Annotated in this window: 12 protein-coding genes; 3 read left to right on the top strand and 9 right to left on the bottom strand. The window is 52.2% G+C overall.

Translation table 11 applies throughout. From position 1 onward, the window contains the following. The first annotated feature begins 307 nt into the window (after positions 1-307). Complete coding sequence (locus BM231_RS22735) at positions 308-4,969, top strand: ExeM/NucH family extracellular endonuclease (RefSeq protein WP_093523142.1); 4,662 nt, start codon at positions 308-310, stop codon at positions 4,967-4,969. A 63-nt stretch (positions 4,970-5,032) separates the two neighbouring features. Here the strand turns inward: BM231_RS22735 and BM231_RS22730 are convergent, their stop codons facing one another. From BM231_RS22730 to BM231_RS22695, 8 genes are all read right to left on the bottom strand, one after another. Further along, positions 5,033-5,827, bottom strand: coding sequence for a hypothetical protein (locus BM231_RS22730; RefSeq protein ID WP_093523140.1), 795 nt, complete (start codon positions 5,825-5,827; stop codon positions 5,033-5,035). Between the two features lie 530 nt (positions 5,828-6,357). After that, positions 6,358-7,674 (bottom strand): HlyD family type I secretion periplasmic adaptor subunit, encoded by a 1,317-nt coding sequence (locus BM231_RS22725; protein WP_093523138.1) that lies wholly within the window; start codon positions 7,672-7,674, stop codon positions 6,358-6,360. After that, complete coding sequence (locus BM231_RS22720; protein WP_093523136.1) at positions 7,667-9,460, bottom strand: type I secretion system permease/ATPase; 1,794 nt, start codon at positions 9,458-9,460, stop codon at positions 7,667-7,669. Before BM231_RS22720 ends, BM231_RS22725 begins: the two co-directional genes overlap by 8 nt. 268 nt (positions 9,461-9,728) lie before the next feature. Beyond that, positions 9,729-11,321 carry a M10 family metallopeptidase C-terminal domain-containing protein gene (locus BM231_RS22715; protein WP_093523134.1) on the bottom strand — a complete coding sequence of 531 codons (1,593 nt, stop codon included), beginning with the start codon at positions 11,319-11,321 and terminating at the stop codon, positions 9,729-9,731. A 728-nt stretch (positions 11,322-12,049) separates the two neighbouring features. Continuing rightward, positions 12,050-13,210, bottom strand: a complete 1,161-nt coding sequence (locus tag BM231_RS22710) for a mandelate racemase/muconate lactonizing enzyme family protein (protein WP_093523132.1) — start codon at positions 13,208-13,210, stop codon at positions 12,050-12,052. A gap of 54 nt (positions 13,211-13,264) precedes the next feature. Then, positions 13,265-14,821, bottom strand: coding sequence for a BCCT family transporter (locus BM231_RS22705; RefSeq protein WP_208860585.1), 1,557 nt, complete (start codon positions 14,819-14,821; stop codon positions 13,265-13,267). Positions 14,822-14,836: 15 nt separating this feature from the next. Continuing rightward, complete coding sequence (locus BM231_RS22700; RefSeq protein WP_093523130.1) at positions 14,837-15,961, bottom strand: mandelate racemase/muconate lactonizing enzyme family protein; 1,125 nt, start codon at positions 15,959-15,961, stop codon at positions 14,837-14,839. 48 nt (positions 15,962-16,009) lie between these two features. Continuing rightward, the gene (locus tag BM231_RS22695) at positions 16,010-17,362 is read right to left on the bottom strand and encodes an FAD-dependent oxidoreductase (protein ID WP_093523128.1); all 1,353 of its coding nucleotides are present in this window, start codon (positions 17,360-17,362) and stop codon (positions 16,010-16,012) included. Positions 17,363-17,909: 547 nt separating this feature from the next. On the opposite strand from BM231_RS22695, the gene BM231_RS22690 reads away from it, so the two are divergent. Continuing rightward, positions 17,910-18,554, top strand: a complete 645-nt coding sequence (locus tag BM231_RS22690; RefSeq protein ID WP_063310454.1) for a GntR family transcriptional regulator — start codon at positions 17,910-17,912, stop codon at positions 18,552-18,554. Positions 18,555-18,739: 185 nt separating this feature from the next. Here the strand turns inward: BM231_RS22690 and BM231_RS22685 are convergent, their stop codons facing one another. Next, positions 18,740-19,030: a DUF1330 domain-containing protein gene (locus BM231_RS22685; RefSeq protein ID WP_063310455.1), complete on the bottom strand. Its 291-nt coding sequence runs from the start codon at positions 19,028-19,030 to the stop codon at positions 18,740-18,742. A gap of 489 nt (positions 19,031-19,519) precedes the next feature. Between BM231_RS22685 and fucU the strand changes: the two genes are divergently transcribed. After that, positions 19,520-19,939, top strand: coding sequence for an L-fucose mutarotase (gene fucU, locus BM231_RS22680; RefSeq protein WP_093523126.1), 420 nt, complete (start codon positions 19,520-19,522; stop codon positions 19,937-19,939). Positions 19,940-20,093 lie beyond the last annotated feature (154 nt).

The following is a 20,093-nucleotide window of genomic DNA, read 5'->3' as shown; positions in this document are numbered from 1 at the left end:
TATGTGCGTAAAAGCACCTTAAGTTATACACAGCACTGGGTAACTTCCTGTCGCCTTGACATTGATATGCAACGCGAAGTTGAAAAAAATTTCACAAAAGAAAATATTATTCGAAATAATATGCAAAAAGTGAAAAATTGATCAATACGTCCTTTACGTCACCCCCTACATCGAGAAAACTGTCGATGCATGCTGCAGAAAATCTTTCGGGCATCTAGCAAAAAATAATCGTTCGTCTTGGCTCCCGGCTCAAAACTGGGAGGGGAGTGACGAACTCGGATAAGATGAACTGTAACGGGGTTGATACATGTTCAATTTCTTTCCTCGATTTAACTTCTACTCGATCAGCGTAAACTTTGGCACGTGGTGGGATGACGTCATCACGGGTACCGACGGTATTGATTGGGTCTGGGGTTTCAACGGTAACGATACCATCTCCACATATGCTGGAAATGACTGGATCCGGGCAGGTAAGGGCAATGACCTTATCTTTGCTGGTGAAGGCAATGATCGCATCAGCGCAGCTGGTGGCGACGATGTCATCCATGGTGGTGCAGGCAATGACAGCATCAATGGTGGTCGTGGTTTCGATACAGCCGTTTATGAAGGCTCAATCGATGACTATTCATTCCAGCAGCGTGGTGGCTGGTGGAATCCAAAGACCAAAGTCATCGCAAATGACGGCTCTGAAAAAGACACCTTGATGAATGTCGAGGCAGTTCACTTCGCAGCTGACGACTACACCTACTATCTGGATGGTCGCAACAACGAGATCCGCGCTGGCGAAGATGCTGTTGCATCGGGCGACGAAGGTCTGGTTATTGAGGCTGCCACTCTGCTGGAAAACGACAAGGATTATGACGGCGATACGCTGACGATCACTGAAGTTTCCGCAAACAGCGCATCTGGCGCAACCGTTTCTCTCGAAAACGGTCAGGTCTCATACAACCCAGGCAATGTTTTTGACAGCCTGCGTGAAGGTGAGACTGCTGAAGATACCTTCACCTATACAGTGACCGACGGTAACGGCAGCACCAAAGACGTTACTGTTACTGTTACCGTGACTGGCTCCAATCAAGCACCTGTTCTGTCTGTTGCTTCTGACGTTGCTATTGCAGAAAACACCACTGAGGTGACGACTGCATCTGCTACTGACGTTGATAACACGGACCTGTCCTACTCTGTTTCCGGTACAGATGCTGGCCTGTTCGAGATCGACGCTGAAACTGGTCAGCTGAGCTTTAAGACAGCTCCTGACTTTGAAGCACCGGCAGATGCTGATGGCGACAATGTTTATCAGGTTGAAGTCACTGTCACCGACGCTGACGGCGGTTCTGACACTCAAAGCGTTTCCGTCACTGTTGAAGATGAAAACGAAGTTGTGCGTGACGTAATCGCGTTCGACATGGTCGACTCTCAAAATCAGGGTCTGGTGAGCTTCACCAACACTGCACCTGATTTCTCCAGCCTGGCTGATGGCTTCGGCAAGTTCACTGCAGACAGCGCGCCGTTCTCATTGGTCGACTCCACCAATGGTGGTTTTGAAAATGATGCGCTTGGTATCATTGATGAAGCCACCAACTCTGGTGAGTTCTTCGGCATAACCGACAGCGTCAACAGTGATAACACTGGTGAACTGACAGCTTCCTGGACCTTCGACATTGCAGGCTACAAAGATTTGGGCCTTTCCCTTGATCTTGGTGCAATGGGTGACTTTGAAGGCACAGACACCTTCGTGATCCGCTATTCCATTGATGGCGGCGAAGAGCAGGTTCTGTACTCCTTCACCTCTGACAATGACGGCGCACAGACCTACACCCTTGCCAGCGGTAAGACCGTTGATCTGGATGACCCGCTCACCGATGCAGATGCAGGCATTGTGCTGACCAACCAGCTGCAGACCCTTGTGTCTGATCTGGAAGGAACAGGCTCTGAACTGACCATCAGCATTGAAGGTAAGTCAGACGGTGGCTCTGAAGCATTCGCACTGCAGAACCTGAAGATCCTGGGCAACCAGGCTGTCGTGCGCGAAACCTTCGCGTTTGACATGGTCGACTCTCAGAATGATCGCCTGATTGAGTACACCAGTACTGCACCAGACTTCTCCAGTCCTGCAGATGGCTTTGGTAAGTACACTGCTGGCGATGCACCGTTCTCGCTGGTCGATTCCACCAATGGCAGCTTCGAGAATGATGCAATTGGCGTTATCGATGAAGCGACCAACACTGGTGAGTTCTTCGGCCTTGCTGATACCGTCAACAGTGATAATCCGGATGGCAACCCGTTGGTTGCAACCTGGCGCTTCGATATCTCAGATTACAGCAACATCAGTCTGTCTCTGGATGCTGGCGCAATGGGTGACTTTGAGTCCGACGATGTTGTTTCCATCCGCTACTCCATTGATGGTGGTGAAGAGCAGACTCTGTTCTCCTTCACGTCTGATAATGACGGCGCGCAGACCTACACTCTTGCCAGCGGCAAGACTGTTGATCTGAACGATCCGATGGTTGAAACAAGCTCCGGTCTTGTTCTTTCCAACGAGCTTCAGACACTGATGGCTGATCTGGAAGGGTCAGGCTCTGAGCTAACCATCACAGTTGAAGGCTCCGCAAACGGCAGCGACGAAGCGTTCGTATTGCAGAACCTGAAGCTGGAAGGCGATACATCAGGTGGTGGTGGTACCTCCACAACCTACGCAATTGCAGCCGAAGCTGAGTCAAAAGCTGAAGGCGACAGCGGCGTAACCTCCTTCGAGTTCACCGTGACCCGTGACGGTGATCTGTCTGAGGCTGGCACTGTTGACTTTGCTGTTGGCGGCGACGTTGATGCAGCTGACTTCGGTGGCACTCTGCCATCTGGCAGCATCGAGTTTGCAGCTGGCGAAACCACCAAGACCATCACAGTCAACATCACTGGCGATGAAACAACTGAGCTGAGCGAAGCCCTGTCTGTGACCTTGAGCAACCCAACGGGTGGCAAGATCACAACCAAGACTGCAACCAGCACTGTTGTGAACGATGATACCGCGCCTACACTCATCTCCACCATTCAAGGTGACGGTGCAGAATCCGGCATGGTTGGTGAGTTCGTTTACGTCAGCGCGCTTGTAACAAGCGTGACCAGCAGTGGTTTCTACCTGCAGGAAGAAACAACTGACAGTGACGGCAACTCCGCAACTTCTGAAGGTATCTTCGTTTACACCGGCGCGGCTCCAACCGTTGCAGTTGGTGATGAAGTGTCCTTCGGTGGAACGGTTGCTGAATTTGGTGGCCAGACCCAGCTGACAAACATTGGTGATCTGAGCGTTCTGTCCTCTGGAAACGAACTTCCAGAATACATGCAGGTGCTTCTGTCTCCAACAAATCAGCATAACCTGGAAGCTCTGGAAGGCATGCGCGTCAGCGTAGGCTCCGGTACAGACGATGCTCTGACAGTCATCGAAAACTTCAATTTCGACCGCTACGGTCAGATTACAGTTTCCGCTGGCACCCAGTATCAGGCAACCCATCTGTACGATCCGCAGGATGAGCTTGACCAGATCATCGAACATCAGGAAATGAACCAGAACAACCGCATCCTCATCGATGATGGTTCTTCTGAACAGAATCCTGACGAGTTCACCTATGTGCCAGTTACCGAAGAAAACGGCGACAACGGCAATGGGTATCTGGACAGTGGTGATGACTTCTCTGAAGGGGCAACTCTGCGTCTTGGCACAGAGATCGATGCTCCGATCGAAGGTATTCTCACCGAAGGTTTTGATGGTCATACTCTGATCGTTGACGGTCAGATTTCCATCGACGAGAGCACCAACTCCGGTGCACGTCCTGACCAGCCTGCTGATGTTGGCGGTGATCTGAAAGTGTCCAGCTTCAACGTGCTGAACTACTTTACCACCCTTGGTCAGCGCGGAGCGAGCTCCGAGGCAGATCTTGCGCGTCAGACCGACAAGATCGTCAAGGCAATGCTTGATATCGATGCGGACGTCTTTGGTCTTCAGGAACTGGAGAACAACGGCTTCGACGATGCATCTGCGATCAGCGCTCTTGTTGATGCACTGAATGCAGAGCTGACCGCTCAGGGCCGGACTGATGAGCTTTACACCTTCGTGAACCCGACTGACGGGGCTCCGATTGGGTCTGATGCTATCACCACCGGTATGATCTACCGTCCTGGCAAGCTGACTGTCATTGAGACAGAAACCTACACCTATCAGGAAACAAGTGCGGATGCGACTTACGCGATTGCGGATCGTCTGCAGGACTTTGCTGATCGTTCATATGTAGGTGACTTCCAGCGTAACCGCCCAACCGTTGCAACCACTTTTGAGGATGCAAACGGCGAGCGCTTTACCCTCGCAGTCAACCACTACAAGTCCAAGGGTCCAAGTGGCCTGAGCGATCTGGTGGAAGACATTCAGGGCAAACTGGATGCAGGTACCATTCCGGCAGCTGATGTCGACCAGGTACAGGCAGATCTGGATGCCTTGATCGCTGATCCAAACTATGATCAGGGCGACGGGCAGGCCTTCTGGGCTCAGGCACGTGAAGACGCAGCAAAAGAGCTGCATGAGTGGCTGAGAACCGAATATGCGGGTGCCGGTCTTGATCCGGATATCCTCGTGATCGGTGATTTGAACACCTACGGTAAAGGCGACTCCGTACAGGAACTGGTAGAGGGCGGCGATATGACCGATCTTCTGTCTCAGTACCTGGGCGATGAAGCTTACAGCTTCGTGTTTGATGGTCAGCGCGGTTCTCTGGACCATGCTTTGGCATCCGACAGCCTTGCTGATCAGGTGACCGGCCTCGCTGAGTGGCACATCAATGCTGATGAGCCAGACCTGCTCAGCTACAACAGCCGCTTCACCGATGCTGGTTTCTACACTGACGACCAGTACGGCGCATCCGACCATGACCCACTTGTCATCGGCCTGGACCTCAGCAGCCCAAGCGAAATGCTCGTTTAAGCAAAAAAGAAGGCCCTTGCAGTTCTGCGAGGGCCTTTAGCTAAGGTGATTTGCTCTCAATGACTAAACTGTCACATTGAGGGACTTTCCCGGTTCAATTTGTGAAGCTGTGAGATTTTCCCTTTTAATATCAATTACTTCAGAGATTTGCTTGGCTTTTTTAAAGTACTCATCAGCTCTTGCCGCAGATAAGTTTTCAATTTCTTCCCAATATTCTAAAGACTTACCTTGCTTGTTTTCTTCAATATCTAAGAGGAGCTCTTGAAGACGCCGCATTCCTAAAAGGCGATCCTCTTCGCTTGTGGGAACGCCTTGATCTTGAACATAAGCACTGCCATCAGGCTTGAATGTATATATTTTATCTTCGAAGTATACAAAATGTTCTTCAGTCGAAGCGTTAATTACGGTTCCTTGTTCTTTGAGCTCTTTAGTAATCCAGGATACTTGCTCTTCATTTAGTTTTACTGGCGCAACTGGAGGTGTGTTTGAGAATTTTTGATAATAATCCGCCCAAAACCTGTTATTTTCGTCTCGGATCAACACGCTGTGGGCCATTACTTTTTCCTGAGTGGCTTCCATGGCAGCTCCCCATGCATCACCATGTTCAGTCATGTGCGCAAACAGCTCATAAATTTTGTCAAACCTTATAGTATCTTGATCGTTTGGAAGAGCGGCGTTTTCTTTCAGTTTCGTCAATTCAGGATTGCTTACAACAATGTTTTCTTGAGGCTTGTCGGCTGAAAGATCTATCGCTTTGGATGTTAGAGATTTTGCATCTATCTGAGCGGTATCAAGACGCGCGTGCGCTGTCAGATTCGTAGGTAGACCGACTTTGAAATTGCTGGTTACTACAGACATAATTAAAAATCCAAAATTATGGTTTGCTTATGTATGCGAGACATAATAAATCCAAGTAATGTTAAAGCATATATGCGTATCAGTGAAATAAATTCATGATTTATTTGCGTGTATGTTCAGGTGTTTTTAGATTTAATTGCTGCGTATCTTGAGATTTAATTTCGTATTGCGGTTCTGCAACTCCCAAAATCAGGGAGATAAAGTTCGCGATGTTCGATGCTAAGCTGGAAGCTCTTTGAGGGCAAAAGCAGCTGTGTTGTGCCAGCCAATGCATCGGACAAGATTGGCTTATCCGACTGAGGCAACAGCTTTGCCTTCAAATCGGAGGTGATGGGATGAGGTTACTCCCCATTTCACTCACGCTTAAAATGAAAAGGACCCGCAGCCGGCTGGTAATCGCGCTACGGGTCACTTTCGGATCTTAAGCAAAGGGGAGGGGACTTGAAGTTCCCTTCCCACTCCGGTGCATATTCTAGTCCTCAAGACTTCAAAAATCAATGAAGCCGCCTTCCGAGGAAGTAAGGGGTTCCTTACTTCTCCTTGAGCGCATGGGCGATTTGGTCTTGCATTGGTTTTATGAAGTAGGAGAGGACGGTGCGTTCGCCGGTTTGGATGAAGCCTTCGACGGGCATGCCCGGGACGAGGGTCTGACCATTCAGCTTTGGCATTTCGCTCTCCAGGATCTTCAGGCGTGCCAGATAGAACGGCTCGCCGGTGACCTCATCGCGGGTCAGATCCGGGGAAACGTTGAGCACAGCTGCACCCAGCTCAGGTGTGGTGCGCTGGTCGAAGGCGGCAAGGCGCACATAAGCGTCTTGTCCCACTTGAAGCTGATCCACATCAACGGGCTGAACGCGGCTTTCAATCACCAGATCACTGTCTTCCGGCACCACCAGCATGAGGGTATCACCCGGTGCGATCACGCCGCCAACGGTATGAACGTTGAGCTGGTGCACATAACCGGATTGCGGGGCGCGAATGTCGATGCGCTTCAGGCGATCCTGCGCAGCCACTTCCTGCTCTTCCAGTTCGGCAATCTGCGAGCGGATGTTTTGCAGGTCGGATAAGACCTTCTCCAAAAACTCTTCGTCCAGCTGCAGGATCTGTACACGCTTTTCGCTGATGGCTTCCTTGGTCTGAGCGACCTGCGAGATCAACCCGCCGCGATCACCAACCAGCTCGGCCCGCTCCCGCTTGATAGCGGTGACCTGAGAGGCGTTGATCAGGCGTTTTTCCAATAGAGAGGCGAAGTCGGCGAGCTGCTGGGTGACCAGTTCAATGCTTTCGGCCTTGGCGTCGCGCTGCACCTGCAGGCCTTCAATCTGCTGCTCCAGCTGAGCAATCTGCTCGCCAAGTTGCTTTTTGCGGCCTTTGATGCCCTGCTGACGGGCAGCGAACAGAGCCTGCTCACCATCCAGTGCGGTGGCGGCAATCTTGTCAGTCTTTGCCAACTCGACCAGATAGTCCGGGAAGGCGACCTGATCGTCATTGCGCCATTCGGCAGAAAGACGGGCTTCCTGAGCCTGCATCTGGTGAAGGCGTTTGCGGGTGATGGCAAGGTTTGCTTTCACCACGGTCTCATCCAGACGGAACAGCACATCACCGGCTTTGACTTCATCGCCGTCTTTGACGAGGATTTCGCCGACAATGCCGCCTTCCTGATGCTGTACCTTCTTGGCCTGTCCATCGACAGCGATGGCGCCAGAGGTGATCACCGCGCTGTTGATCTTGGCAACGGAGGACCAGCCGCCAAGGCCAAGAACCAGAACGCCAACAAGGACGAGGCCCCAGCGCATGTGTTTCTTACGAGAGGTCTGAATGGTGGTAAGTGTTGTTTGCTCAGGCATGTGGCACCACGCTCAATGGTCCTGTTTTTGCAGCAGCTGGGGCTGGTTTTGCGCCGGGAGCTGGAACACCAGCGGGGGCCGGCACACCAGCAGGAGCGCTGATTTTTGGCAGGACTTCGTCTTTCGGGCCAAAGGCGGCCTGTTGGCCATCCTTCACAACAAGCAGCAGATCAACAGCTGAGATCGCGCTTGGACGGTGCGCAACGACAATGACGATGCTGCCGGTCTCACGCATCAGTTTGATGGCGCGGGTCAGGGCTGCTTCGCCTTCTGAATCCAGATTGGAGTTCGGCTCATCAAGCACGATCAGGAACGGGCTGTCATAAAGCGCACGGGCCAGACCCACACGCTGGCGCTGTCCGGCAGAAAGCAGAGCCCCGCCTTCACCAACTTGCGTGTCATAACCGTCAGCCAGACTGGTGACCAGCTCATGCACATTGGCGAGCTGGGCGGCTTCCAAAATCTTCTCGTCATCACGTTCTGCTGCAAAGCGGGAGATGTTTTCGGCAATGGTGCCGTCAAACAGTTCCACATCCTGCGGCAGGTAGCCAACGGCGGTGCCCAGACGATCTTCCGACCACTGGCTCAGCTCCGCGCCATCGAGACGAACGGCACCGCGCAGAATTGGCCAAACACCCACAAGTGCGCGGACCAGACTGGTCTTGCCGGATCCGGACGGGCCGATAATGCCCATGCCGTCGCCTGCCTTGAGCTCAAAGTTGACGCCAGCCAGTGTGACAGCGCGTGCACCGGGAGGAGCTGTTGCGATCTGCTGTACATTGAGGGCCTTGCTTGGCAGTGGCAGTTCGGTTTCTGGCGGGGTCTCATCCAGACCTTCCAGTGATTTCTCCAAACGGGCACGGGCCTGACGGGCTGCGATGAACACGCGCCACTGGCCAACAGCCTGCTCCACAGGAGACAAAGCACGGGAGGTGATGATGGAGGCTGCGATCATAACACCAGGAGAGACTTCCTGAAGGATCGCAAGCCATGCACCCACGGCCAGAACGGCAGAACCAAGCAGGAAGCGGAAGGCTTTGATGGCGGTGGCGAACAGCGAGGCGCGGTCGCCAGCTTTGGTCTGGGCATCATAAAAGCGGGCGTTGGCTTCATCCCACTTATTGGTGAGCGTTGAACTCATGCCAAGGGCGCGCACCACTTCTGCGTTGCGCCGTGCTCCAGAGCGGGTGTTGCTGCGCTGTGCGTTTTGCGAGGCCAGCTCTTTGGAGGGATCGCGGCTCATGAACTCGTTGGCAAGCACAAGAGACAGGATGATGACCGCACCGGCCAGTGCCAGCATGCCGAGCCAGAAGTGCAACACGAACACCAGACCCAGATAGATCGGCATCCATGGAATATCAAAGAGCGCGGCTGGACCCTGACCACCCCAGAACTGGCGCATGGTTTCCAGATCGCGGATCGGGTCTACGTTTTTGCCGCTGTTGCCCATGCGCAATGGCACGCGCAGGTTGGCAAGGAACGCGGTGCGCGACAGACGAGCATCAATTTCCTGAGAAATACGCGACAGGCCACGGGCACGGATGCCTTCCAGCAGCGCGAAGAACAGGTAGAGGATACCGGCGAAGCTGGCGATGATCACCAGGGTTGGCACGCTGTGGCTGGCGAGCACGCGATCATAGATCTGCAGCATGAACATCGGACCCGTCAGCATCAACAGGTTGATGACCAGACTTAAAACCCCGACGCCCGCATACCCGGACCGAGACGCCGCAAACGCCTCAGCCACCATCGGGCGCTTTGGCTGCCCACTCTTCGATGTACTCATAGATACTCCCGAAACCACCTGGCCCCAAACTTCAGTGCGCGGCACGTCCTCCCAAAGAACGATTGGACGCCTCTTGCGCTACAAAACTCGTGGTTATGCCCCAACAAAAATTGTGGTCCCCATAGTATGTAAATCGCACACTATTTGAAAGGGGTAAGACACTTAATTTTGCTCATCTATTGAATTTGAGGGAAATACCGCAAACTTATGATTTGATTAAATAATTATGCAACCTGCCATTGCGGCAGGTCGCACATTTTATTACCCCTTATACAAACGTGAAATCGTCTGCACTGATGAGGCTGGAATCAACACCTGAGAGGGTGATGGAGCCACCGTCATAGCTGACGACTGTGTCTGCACCAGTGTCCTGAATCGTAAGGTCTGCAAAGCTGTCTGCACCGCTTTCAAATCTCATGAAGTCAAGGCCATTGGAGAAGTCAACGATCGTGTCCGCACCGCAGTTGATGTTGAACACGAAGGTATCACGACCAGAACCACCGGAAAGGGTGTCATCACCGAGACCACCTTCGAGGGTATCATTACCAGCATTGGCATACAGACCGTTGTCGGCATCGTTACCAATCAGCTCATCATTACCTGAGCCAGAATAAGCATTCTCGATCACGGTATCACGCATGATGGTCATGTTGCCGGTCAGGCCGTTCACGTCAGAGTAAGTCTCTGCCACCAAAGAGATTTTCTGGTCAGCGCGGACAGAGCTGAAGTTGATGCTGTCGGTGCCGCCATTGTCCATGATGGTGAACGTGGCTGGGTTCAGGTCTGCGATGTCGTCGTAGTAACCGCCTGCTGTGGAGTTTTCACCGTAAACGGTGGACCCAGTACGCAGATCGGTTGCTGTGCCGTACAGGTCCTGCATTGCAAGGATGTCTGCAATCATTGGGGTGACGACGTAGGCACGGCTAGCGTCGACGCTGGTGTTCTCCACCTGATCGAAGTAGGACATGATTGTGCCCTGCCAGGAATCGTTGGAGTAGTGGTTGTCCACGCCGTAAGTCGCGCTGCCGTTGTAGTTGCCAGCGTGACCCAGACCGAGCGCGTGACCGATTTCGTGTACGTAAGTCTGGAAAGCATAGCCGTCCAGGCCAGTGCCATAACGCGCAACCCAGTCAGTGCTCACATTCACGGTTGAAGAAACGATGGTGCTGCCGCGTGTTGTCGAGTTTGCGTAAGCGCCGCTGTCGTTGTCGTCAAATGTGATCTGAGCGCCGGAGTTGACAGTCTGGAAGTCGATACCAGTGACTTTTGTCCAGGCTTCCAGAGCTTTGGTTGCAAGCTCACGGCCAGAAGCGTTCAGACCATTGAGGTTGACGGTGAGAGACTCACCCGGGCTCACGTCAAACGCACGACGACCACGGCCTGAGTTGTTCCAGTACCCATCGGTCAGCTGGCTTGCAATCTGGTCGTTGGTGAACGCGTTTGGATCGGTTGGCGGGTCAGTTGGGCCGCCGTCTGCATCAACGGAGACTCTGTAATCGCCAGTGTAGCGATCATTGTAGGACGCAGCGCCAATGTAATAGGTGCCGGTGGATGTTGCGGTGAAGGTGATTTCGGAGTTACGTCCGCTGCCGCCATCATCGTCTGTTGCGATTTCGTTTGTGTTGGAATCGTAAAGGTACAGGTATGTATCGGAAACGCCCCCACTTCCGATGCCTTCCATTGAAATTGTGTAAGTTACTCCAGCCTGTACCTCGAGTTTAATTGCGTCTTTATCGCCAGAAAAACTCAGCGTTCCCTCAAAAGTGTCCCCCGATGAAATAGAGTATGGGGTCGTTGTGCTATATGGCGCATCGCCTCCTTCAATAACTCTTGCCTCTTCAACGTGATTATCTCTAAACATATTATCTCCCCTAGAGTAATAGTAGTAGTAAACCACCTAAACGTATGAGGGATGCACTGAAAGGCAATATAAATGATCTTTGGATTCACAGAAGAAAGTAGTATCAACACATCTACTGGTTGAATCATTGACGAACTCTCGAAGTGTGAATAGAATGCAGAATATATTGTTTTAGGTATAAAACATCTGAATCTTTTAATGATATCAATTCAAAATATTAATATATTTGGATAAAATACGTTAGCCGCCTGATAAATAATTCTAAAAACTGACCAGTTGATCAAATAATTGTAGTATGTTTTTCTTCTGATCTATTCTAATAAAGAGATGTTTAATACTTAATTATATTTGTTGATTCGAGAACTTCATCAATTCACGAAACTGTGATTCTGCTGGTGAGATGCGTGTATATACGTGAAAATGCGTGATTTTGATGGAACGTTTTATCAAATTAACGGAGCTCATCCGGCAGGTTGACGTATAGGGAAGTGTGTATGCTGAAGTGAGCTCATAAAACACCCCGGTCAATGGGGCTTGACCAGGGTGAGTAGTGGGCAGGGTACGTCTCTACCCAGGGGAAATATATTCCTGAGTGGCTCAGGAGAAGATCCTCCGCCCCTAGGCACACTTTGCAGATACGCGAGGCTGTAAAGCGAGATGGAGGCGGGGCGGAGAACGTTCCTGTGTGTATCTTCAGCCCGCAGAGGGGTGCTGAGTGAAGAGTGTCATCACAGGTTCGCCATAAATTGCTGGTTCAGGTCGATTCCATAGCCCGGTGCGGTTGGCTTTTCAAAGCCCCCATCCACCAACTCGGCTTCCGGCGTCACCAGATACTTGCGCAGCTCCCCGTCGCAGAAGTCCGGATGCACATACTCAAAGTAAGGTGCGTTGCCGACTGCGAACTGATAATGGATCGCTGCTGCTGAGGTGATGCCTGTCTTCCAGTTGTGCGGCATTACCTGCACGTTGTGAGCGGTTGCCATCTCGGTGATCCGGCGCAGCTCTGTCAGGCCGCCGCAACGGTTATAGTCAGACTGCAGCAGATGCACCTTGCCTTTGGTGATCCATTCCTCAGCTTCAAAGCGAGTGGTGCTCATCTCCGCACCGCAAATGCGGGAGCGGGTGTTTTCTACCAGTTTGGCGTGGCCGCTCAGGTCATCGTGCTGCAAAGTCGCTTCTGCGAAGTACAGCTCCAGATCCTCAATGGAATTGAGTAGGCGGGCAACGTCATACCAATCTGTAAAGCGGTAGAGGTAGTCGACCATCATATCGGTGTCGTAGTCCAAGATGCCGCGCAGCTCGCGCAGATAATAGCCGACTTCTTTGATGCTCCAGTCTGCTTTGATCGGCACGCACACTTTCACCGCACGGATGTTGTGTGCCTTGGCTTTTTCAAGCAGTGGGGCATAGCCCTTGATGGCGACGTCCAAAGATGCATCCACCGGAATGGCCGGATAAAGCGTCAGATACGGATGGACTTTGTCTTTGTTGGTGCCGCCAAGTAGCTGGTAGGCTGGCACGCCGAGCTGTTTGCCCGCAAGGTCATAAAGCGCCATGTCGATGCCGGAGAGGGCGAACATGCCCAGGCCGCGCATGCCCTGCCACTGCGTGGCGTCATACATGGCATTCCAGATGGCGTTGATTTCAATCGGCAAACGACCAATGACTCTTTCGGTCAGGTTCGTCAGCCACTTATGTTCTGTTTCAATATTGGAATAAGCGAGAATTGCGTCCGGAGAACCGTCAGCTTCGCCGAGGCCGTAGACACCGTTTTCGTCTGTAATCTTGACGACAACCGTGTTCTGGCTCCAGTTGCTGGCTTTGTAATTGACCGGAATAAACTCGACGGACTTGATGGGTGCGACTGCTGGGTTAAGTGCCAGTGACATGATGTGCTCCTAAGAGAAAGGCGCCAGTTTTTGCTGGCGCCCTCATGTGCTTTATTATTTTTTGCGCATTGGAAGTTCGACACCGTTGGCAATGTCGCGTTGCAGTTCTCTGAGGAACGAGACCGCAACGATGCCGAGGATGATGACCATCAGCAGTCCGCCAACAACCGTTGAGATCTGGATGGTGCCCAAGTCGCCGCCAATCAGGTTGATCACCACTGGGATAATGCCCAGGAACAGTGCCCAAACAAGACGGTTCCAAAGTGCTGGATCTGCACCATCTGGCAGTTCTTTGGTGGTCATCGCTGCAAGAGAGAAGGATGCCGCATCAAAGGTGGTTGCCATGAACACGATCGCGGAAACGCACAGGCCGATGATGAACAGAGTACCCAGTGGCAGGTTCGCAAACATGTCGATGATCACGGTGAAGGAGCTCTGACCAGCTGCCAGTGCTGCAGGTGCATCAAAGATGCCCGCATCCAGAAGACCAATACCGTAGTTGCCGAAGATTGCGAAGAACACTGCAGTGCCCAGGGAACCGAACAACAGGGTGCCCAGAACCATTTCGCGGATTGTGCGGCCACGGGAGATCTTCGCGAAGAAGAGACCCTGGAATGGACCGTAAGAAACCCACCATGCCCAGTAGAAGATCGTCCAGTCAGACACAAAGGTGGAGTTCTCTGAGTATGGCTCCATGTAGGTGCTCAGGCGCACAAAGTTTGTCACGAGCGCACCAACGGATGTGGTGAAGGACTTGATGGTGGTCAGGAAGTAGCCGCCGAAGAACAGAACGAAGATCAGCAGGCCAACGGCCAGGAAGATGTTGAAGTTGGACAACTTCGCCATGCCTTTTTTAAGGCCAAGTGCGGAGCTTGCTGCAAACAGCGCAACCACGATTGCAAGGGCTGCAAGGTTCATGGAAGTGCCATGCTCAATGCCAAGCACTTTGGAGAAGCCAGCAGCAACAACCGGAGTGCCCAGACCAAGGCTGGTCGCACTTGCAGTCACCAAGCCGATCATGATGAAGATATCAACGACGTTGCCCAGAGGACCTTTTGCGCGTGTGCCCAGAACACCCTTACAGGATTCTGAAACCTTCAGAACCGGGTCTTTACGCACATAATAGTAGTAGCCGATGGTGATGGAACACACAGAGTAGAGTGCCCATGCACTTGGACCCCAGTGGAACATGCCCGTGGTGATTGCCCATTCTTTGGCCAGTTCGGTGCCCGGCTCAAGACCCAGTGGCGGTGTGGACATGTAGTAGATCCACTCACTGGCGCCACCCCAGAGGATGCCCGCGCCGATGCCCGCACTGAAGATCATCGCGACCCAGGAGATCGTGTTGTATTCAGGCTTTTCATCAGGGTCACCAAGCACGATGTTGCCGTACTTGCTGAAAGAAACGCTCAGGCAGAAGATCAGCGACAAGATCGCTGCCCACATGTAGAACGCGCCAAATTCGTTTGTCAGATAGCTCTTCAAAGAAGAGATGACAGCTTTACCGGAGCCCGGTGCAGCAATGTCCGCTGCCAGAATGCCCATTGTCGGTAGGAGTACCGCAATGCCCCCGACGAAGAAGTTCGTCTTATCCAGTTGTAGTTTAGCCATGGATGCCCCCATTTATTATTCGAAGACGAAAGAAGCGAAAGATGCTTCCTTCACTGCGTCCCAATCCATTTCCACGCCGAGCCCGTTGCCCGCCGGCGCGTGCACATATCCCTCTTTGTCTGTGCGGATTTGGGTTTTACTTGCCAGCTCAAACGCCTCGTAAGGGTAGAACTGCTCGAAGTAATTGCAGTTGTCGTGAGCCAGAGCGACGTGCAGGTTGGCAGCCTGTGTCAGGGTGTATCCCATGCTCTGGATTTCCAGGTTTTTGCTGTGGCCGGCCGCGATTGCGAAGCATTTGTTCAGCTGAGTAATGCCGCCGCAAACAGTCGCGTCCTGACGCACGTCTGACCACATCCCAGTGCTCAGTGCGTGCGTAACTTCCTGCAGTGTGAGCAGGCAGTTGCCATGGCTGGAAATTTCAAGATCCGTATTGGCGACAAGGCGCTGATAGGTCTTATAGTCGTAGTCGGAAACCGGCGCTTCGAGCCATTCCCAATCATGACGTTCCATCCACTTGGCCATCTTCATGGCTTGTGCAGGTGTGTAGAACGTGGCGGTGTCCAGCATGAAACGGATGCCGGTAGCGCCGTATCTGGCCTGCACAGCTTCCACCAGTGCCACATCTTTTTCATAGATGCAGTAGCAGTGCAGCTTGATTGCTGTGAAGCCGTGGGCAATGCAATCGTCAATGTAAGGGAAGTATTCCTCTACAGTGTCGAACATTGGTGTGGAGGCGTAGGACTTGATTTTGGTCCGTGCGCCGCCAAGCAGCATGTAAAGCGGCATTCCGGCTTTCTTGGCCTTAATGTCCCATGCTGCAATGTCGATTGGAGACTTCGCTGGCAGTCCACCCCAGGTGCAGCGTGCTCCAAGCCAGTTGTTGAGCTCCTGAGTCATCAGTGGATTTTTGCCGATGAGGCCCGGAACGATAGTCCGCAGAGATTCAATGATGCACCGATCAAAGAAGTTCTCTGTGTAGCTCATAGTTGCGCCAAGACCCTCGGTTCCATCCTCGGTGAACAGGCGTACAATGTTGTTGGTGTACAGCAGAGGTTCCTGATTATCCGCCCAGGGAATAGGGGGCGCATCTTCATCAGCCAAAGCATAAAGCTCGACCCGGCTAATTCTGCAGTCTTCCATTTTTAACTCCCAGTGTGCCTTGAGGCACCTTCCTTATTGCCCGACTTTTTACAGAGCGCTGCCAGCCGCGCGCATCGCCTTGCGCAGCTCTTTTGTGTCTACGTCTCTGTAATTGATCGCTTTTTCGATTTTCTGTTTTGTCGCCACAGCCGCCGCATGTCCCAGCTCAAAGCACTGGGCAGTAACGCGGGCAGAAGCGAGAGCTTCATGTTCAGCGCTCAGGCACCGTCCCGCGACAATCACGTTGTCCAGCTCCTTCGGCACCAGCGTGCCGTATGGAACTTCATAGTAATCTTCCATCAGCCAATGCAGTTTGCTCTTCTCACCGGCGTGCATTTCGATTGGCCAGGAGGAGCGCACCACGCCATCCTCAGGCTTGTCGCAGTTTGCAACCTGCTCGTTTGTCAGGGTGCTTTCACCGCTGATTGTCCGTGTCTGGCGAATGCCCACTTCCGGTGGCATGTCAATCAGCTGGGATTCTTCGAAGCCCTTGATCTTGTCCTTGAAAAAGCGGTGATACTCGCGGGCCTGACGACGGCCATAGACTTCCGCGTATGTGAAATCAGCAGGGTCCACCACGTTCAGCAGTCGGTTGTCCTGTCCTGCCAGACGGGTGCAGTTCATCAAAAACACGCCCTTCTGCGGGGTTGGGAATACCCAGACCTTGTTGCGGGGTGTGTCGTATTCTCTGCTCTCGAACGCTGTTTTCAGCTGTTCGATCATGTCAGGCGGGCAGATGGTGTTCTTGCCGAAGTAATCGTAGAAATCGCTTTCCACCACGTCTGACAGACGGAAGATCATGGTTGGGTTCTGAATGGCACCATTATCTCCAAAGCTGTACTCACACCCCGCTTTCGTCACGAGAGCCGCATCTCCTGACGTATCAATGAATGCTTTTGCCTTGAGGAAGGTGCTGCCTGCTTTGGATTCCACACGGATCGCGGTGATGTCGTCGCCATCGCGCACCACTTCGGTCATGTAGGTGTGGTAGAGGCACTGAACGCCGGACTCCTCAAGCAGATCGTCCGCTGCTTCGCGCCAGATGAGCGGGTCAAAAGTCACCACGTGGGTGTTACCGTAGATTTGTGGGGCGGTGGCGCCACCTTTGGCCAGCAGGCGAGCACGAAACTCTTCTGCGAAACCGAAAACAATTTGCTTGGCGTTTTTGTTTTCGATGTCGTCCTGGGTGAGGAACAGACCGCAGATAGTACCTGACAGGCCGGCAACCGCACCGCCGCCACAAAACCCGTTTTTCTCGATGAGGATTGTCTTCAAGCCGTTGCGGGCACTCATAACAGCCGCCGCCACACCAGATGGGCCGCCACCGCAAACAACAACATCTGCTTCAGCAAGAACAGGAGATGCGGTTTCTGCTAGGGCAGTCTCTTTCCAGTTTTTCATGGGTGCTTACCTTGTATGCCACATTTTATGGCTGTTTGCTTTGTCTCTGAGTCCATGAGGACTGTTTTCAGAAACATATCCTCAAATCTGACATATTAGCAACCTTAAAAGCAAAAACAGGCGGCTGTAGCAATGGTAATAACCCTTAGAAATCGATAAAAACTGCGAAATAATGAGTACTGACATGCCAATATTGATCTGCTGACATGCCAGGGAAGTTCAATATTTTTCAGAGTATCAGTTCACGATAAAGTACTAATTACTTTAGCTTTTTTAGTTTATCTAAAATCTGCAAGGCGCGAGGAACCCATGAAAACTATGTAGTTTTTGCGTGACAGAATGACACAATGCCAGAGTCTGATGGATTACATTATCTAGAAGGGGTCCAGAACTGACATGGCAGCCGATTGAAAAACCGCTAAACAAGATCCATTTGGCTGACATAACAGCAAAAGAAAAGAAGAGACCGCTGGCAAATCGGGAATGCATTGTGCTACACTGTGATACAACTGACGCAGAAATAACGCTTTTAAAACAGGGGGTAACCGTGGCTCACCAGAAAACTCAGGCTGAGCTTGCGCGCACGGAAATTGAGAGAAAGTTGTTTTTCAACGAGCTTGATGTTTCAGCTCTGTACTCTGAGAACAAACTCGCCTCTCTGTTGGATCTGGGCCGTACGCCCGTTCGTGAAGCCCTTCAGGCTCTTGAACAGGACGAGATGCTGGCCATCCATCCGCGCAAAGGCGTGCAGTTTCTCTCCATCACCGCAGAGCAGCAATTGCAGCTGCTGGAAGTGCGCAAACAGATTGAGCCGATCTGCCTGAGATTTGCGGCCATGCGCGCCTCAACTGATCAGCGCCGCGAGATGCTGGCGCTTGGATCGCTCATCGTGCAAAGCGCGAAGGATGAAGATGAGAAATCGCTATTGTCCAATCTGCAGGACATTCACCGCATCGTGACGGAAGCGACCAACAACCCATATTTCCACCACTCCCTCGCCCGTGTGCAGAGCCAGTCACGCCGGTTCTGGTTTGCGAACAAAGACAAATCAGACAATCTGCTGTGCTCTTACCACCACGAGGCCATCATGCGTGCGGTCGCCATGGGCAACGAAGACGAAGCCGTCAAGCAATCCGGTTTGCTGCTGGAGCACCTCACCGAATCCGCCTTCAAGGCACCAAAACCTGCCTGAGTAAACTTACAGTGTATCGCCGAAAGGTGGGAACCGGTTTTCGGACAAAGATACGCAAAAACAAAGGCTAAAGCAGTTCAGATGCTTCAAATTAAATCCGGACTGTTTTAGTCAGCACGTAGCAAAACGAGAGCGGGTAAGTCGCAAGACCAGCCCGCTTTTTTGTGTCTGACGTCGGTTGCGGATTAGTCCACCCCTTCGACGATCACGGTCTCCACATCGGCGATCCCGTTTCGGAATTCTCGGGCAGTTTGGTATTCTGGGGAGTGGTAGCAGTTTAGCGCGTCTTCCATGCTGTCGAACTCAACGATCACATGACGATGGTATTCTTGACCCTCCAGCTGCTCAGCCTTATCGCCTCGCGCAAGGATTCGGCCAGTGTGTTTTCGCAGGACACTGGGCGCAGCCTCCATGTAGAACCGATAGATATCAGGATCTTTGATGTTGACGCGGGCAACCCAGTACGCTTTTGGCATTTGCTTTTGTTCCTGAAGCATCACGTTTTGTTACCGGTATCAGGCTCTGGTACTGGCTCTGATCAGCGCCGGTTTATGGTCATTTGCGCAGTATAAGTTGCTGGCCTGAAGCTATTATTACTGGTTTTCGACCAACTAAAAATTCAGGTAAATCTGACGTTAGGGCCGTTTCTTAAAATGCGCTCAAAATCGGCAAATTGAAAAATTGTTCTTGATTAAACGGAAAGCTTTGCTAACTTGCTAACACGAATTAGCAATGGTTTGGCGCCGTTCTTGCCGAGGAAATTGAAGGGCTGGTCCTGAGAGAGTTTGTCGGAACACGACAGCGTCATCCTGAAGACGGAATCATGAGGCGAACAGCCTTTCTGGTTCTTCATAGTACATTTATTCGCGGCGGACTTCTGAGCTTTCTTCAACCCTGCCGGAAGTCTTGGTGTTTGTTTTACCTGCCCGGTTGGTGCCGGGCACATGGTGTGAGTGGGGGCTTAAGTGCTTAAAGGGATCAACCCGATCATTTTCCCGGACCTGTTGAAGATCCTGCATGAGATGGGACATGGAGATGAGATCATCTTCAGCGATGCGCATTTTCCGGCCTACTCTGTTTGTGACAAGGTGCTGCGCGCCGATGGGTGCGAGGCGACGGATCTGCTCAAAGCCGTCATGCCGCTTTGGGAGCTGGACCAGTATGACCCCGAAAACGTGATGATGATGGCCCCGGTGGAAGGTGACCAACTGCCGGATGGTCTGGTGGAGGACTACCAGAATGCTTTGCCAGCAGGTGCTGAGATCACCTTTGTCGTGCGGTTTGCCTTCTATGAAAAAGCCAAGAAAGCTTTCTGCGTTGTGGTGACAGGCACGACACGCAAATACGGCAACGTCATCATCAAGAAGGGTGTCATTCAGAACTAAAGCGCCTCGCCGCCAAGTGGATCCGATTTTCGGATGGGGAGGCGCGCAAAAATGAGACAACGGTGACTGCGGCAAAACTCTGGGAGGAGCAGCGCCAGCAGTCAGGTATCAAACGGGTGTCTCAACCATTTCATTTTGCTGATCTGCAAGCGCA

This window comes from Pseudovibrio ascidiaceicola (genome assembly GCF_900114245.1).
GTDB classification, from domain to species: domain Bacteria; phylum Pseudomonadota; class Alphaproteobacteria; order Rhizobiales; family Stappiaceae; genus Pseudovibrio; species Pseudovibrio ascidiaceicola.
This window is presented reverse-complemented; position numbering and strand designations above follow the sequence as displayed.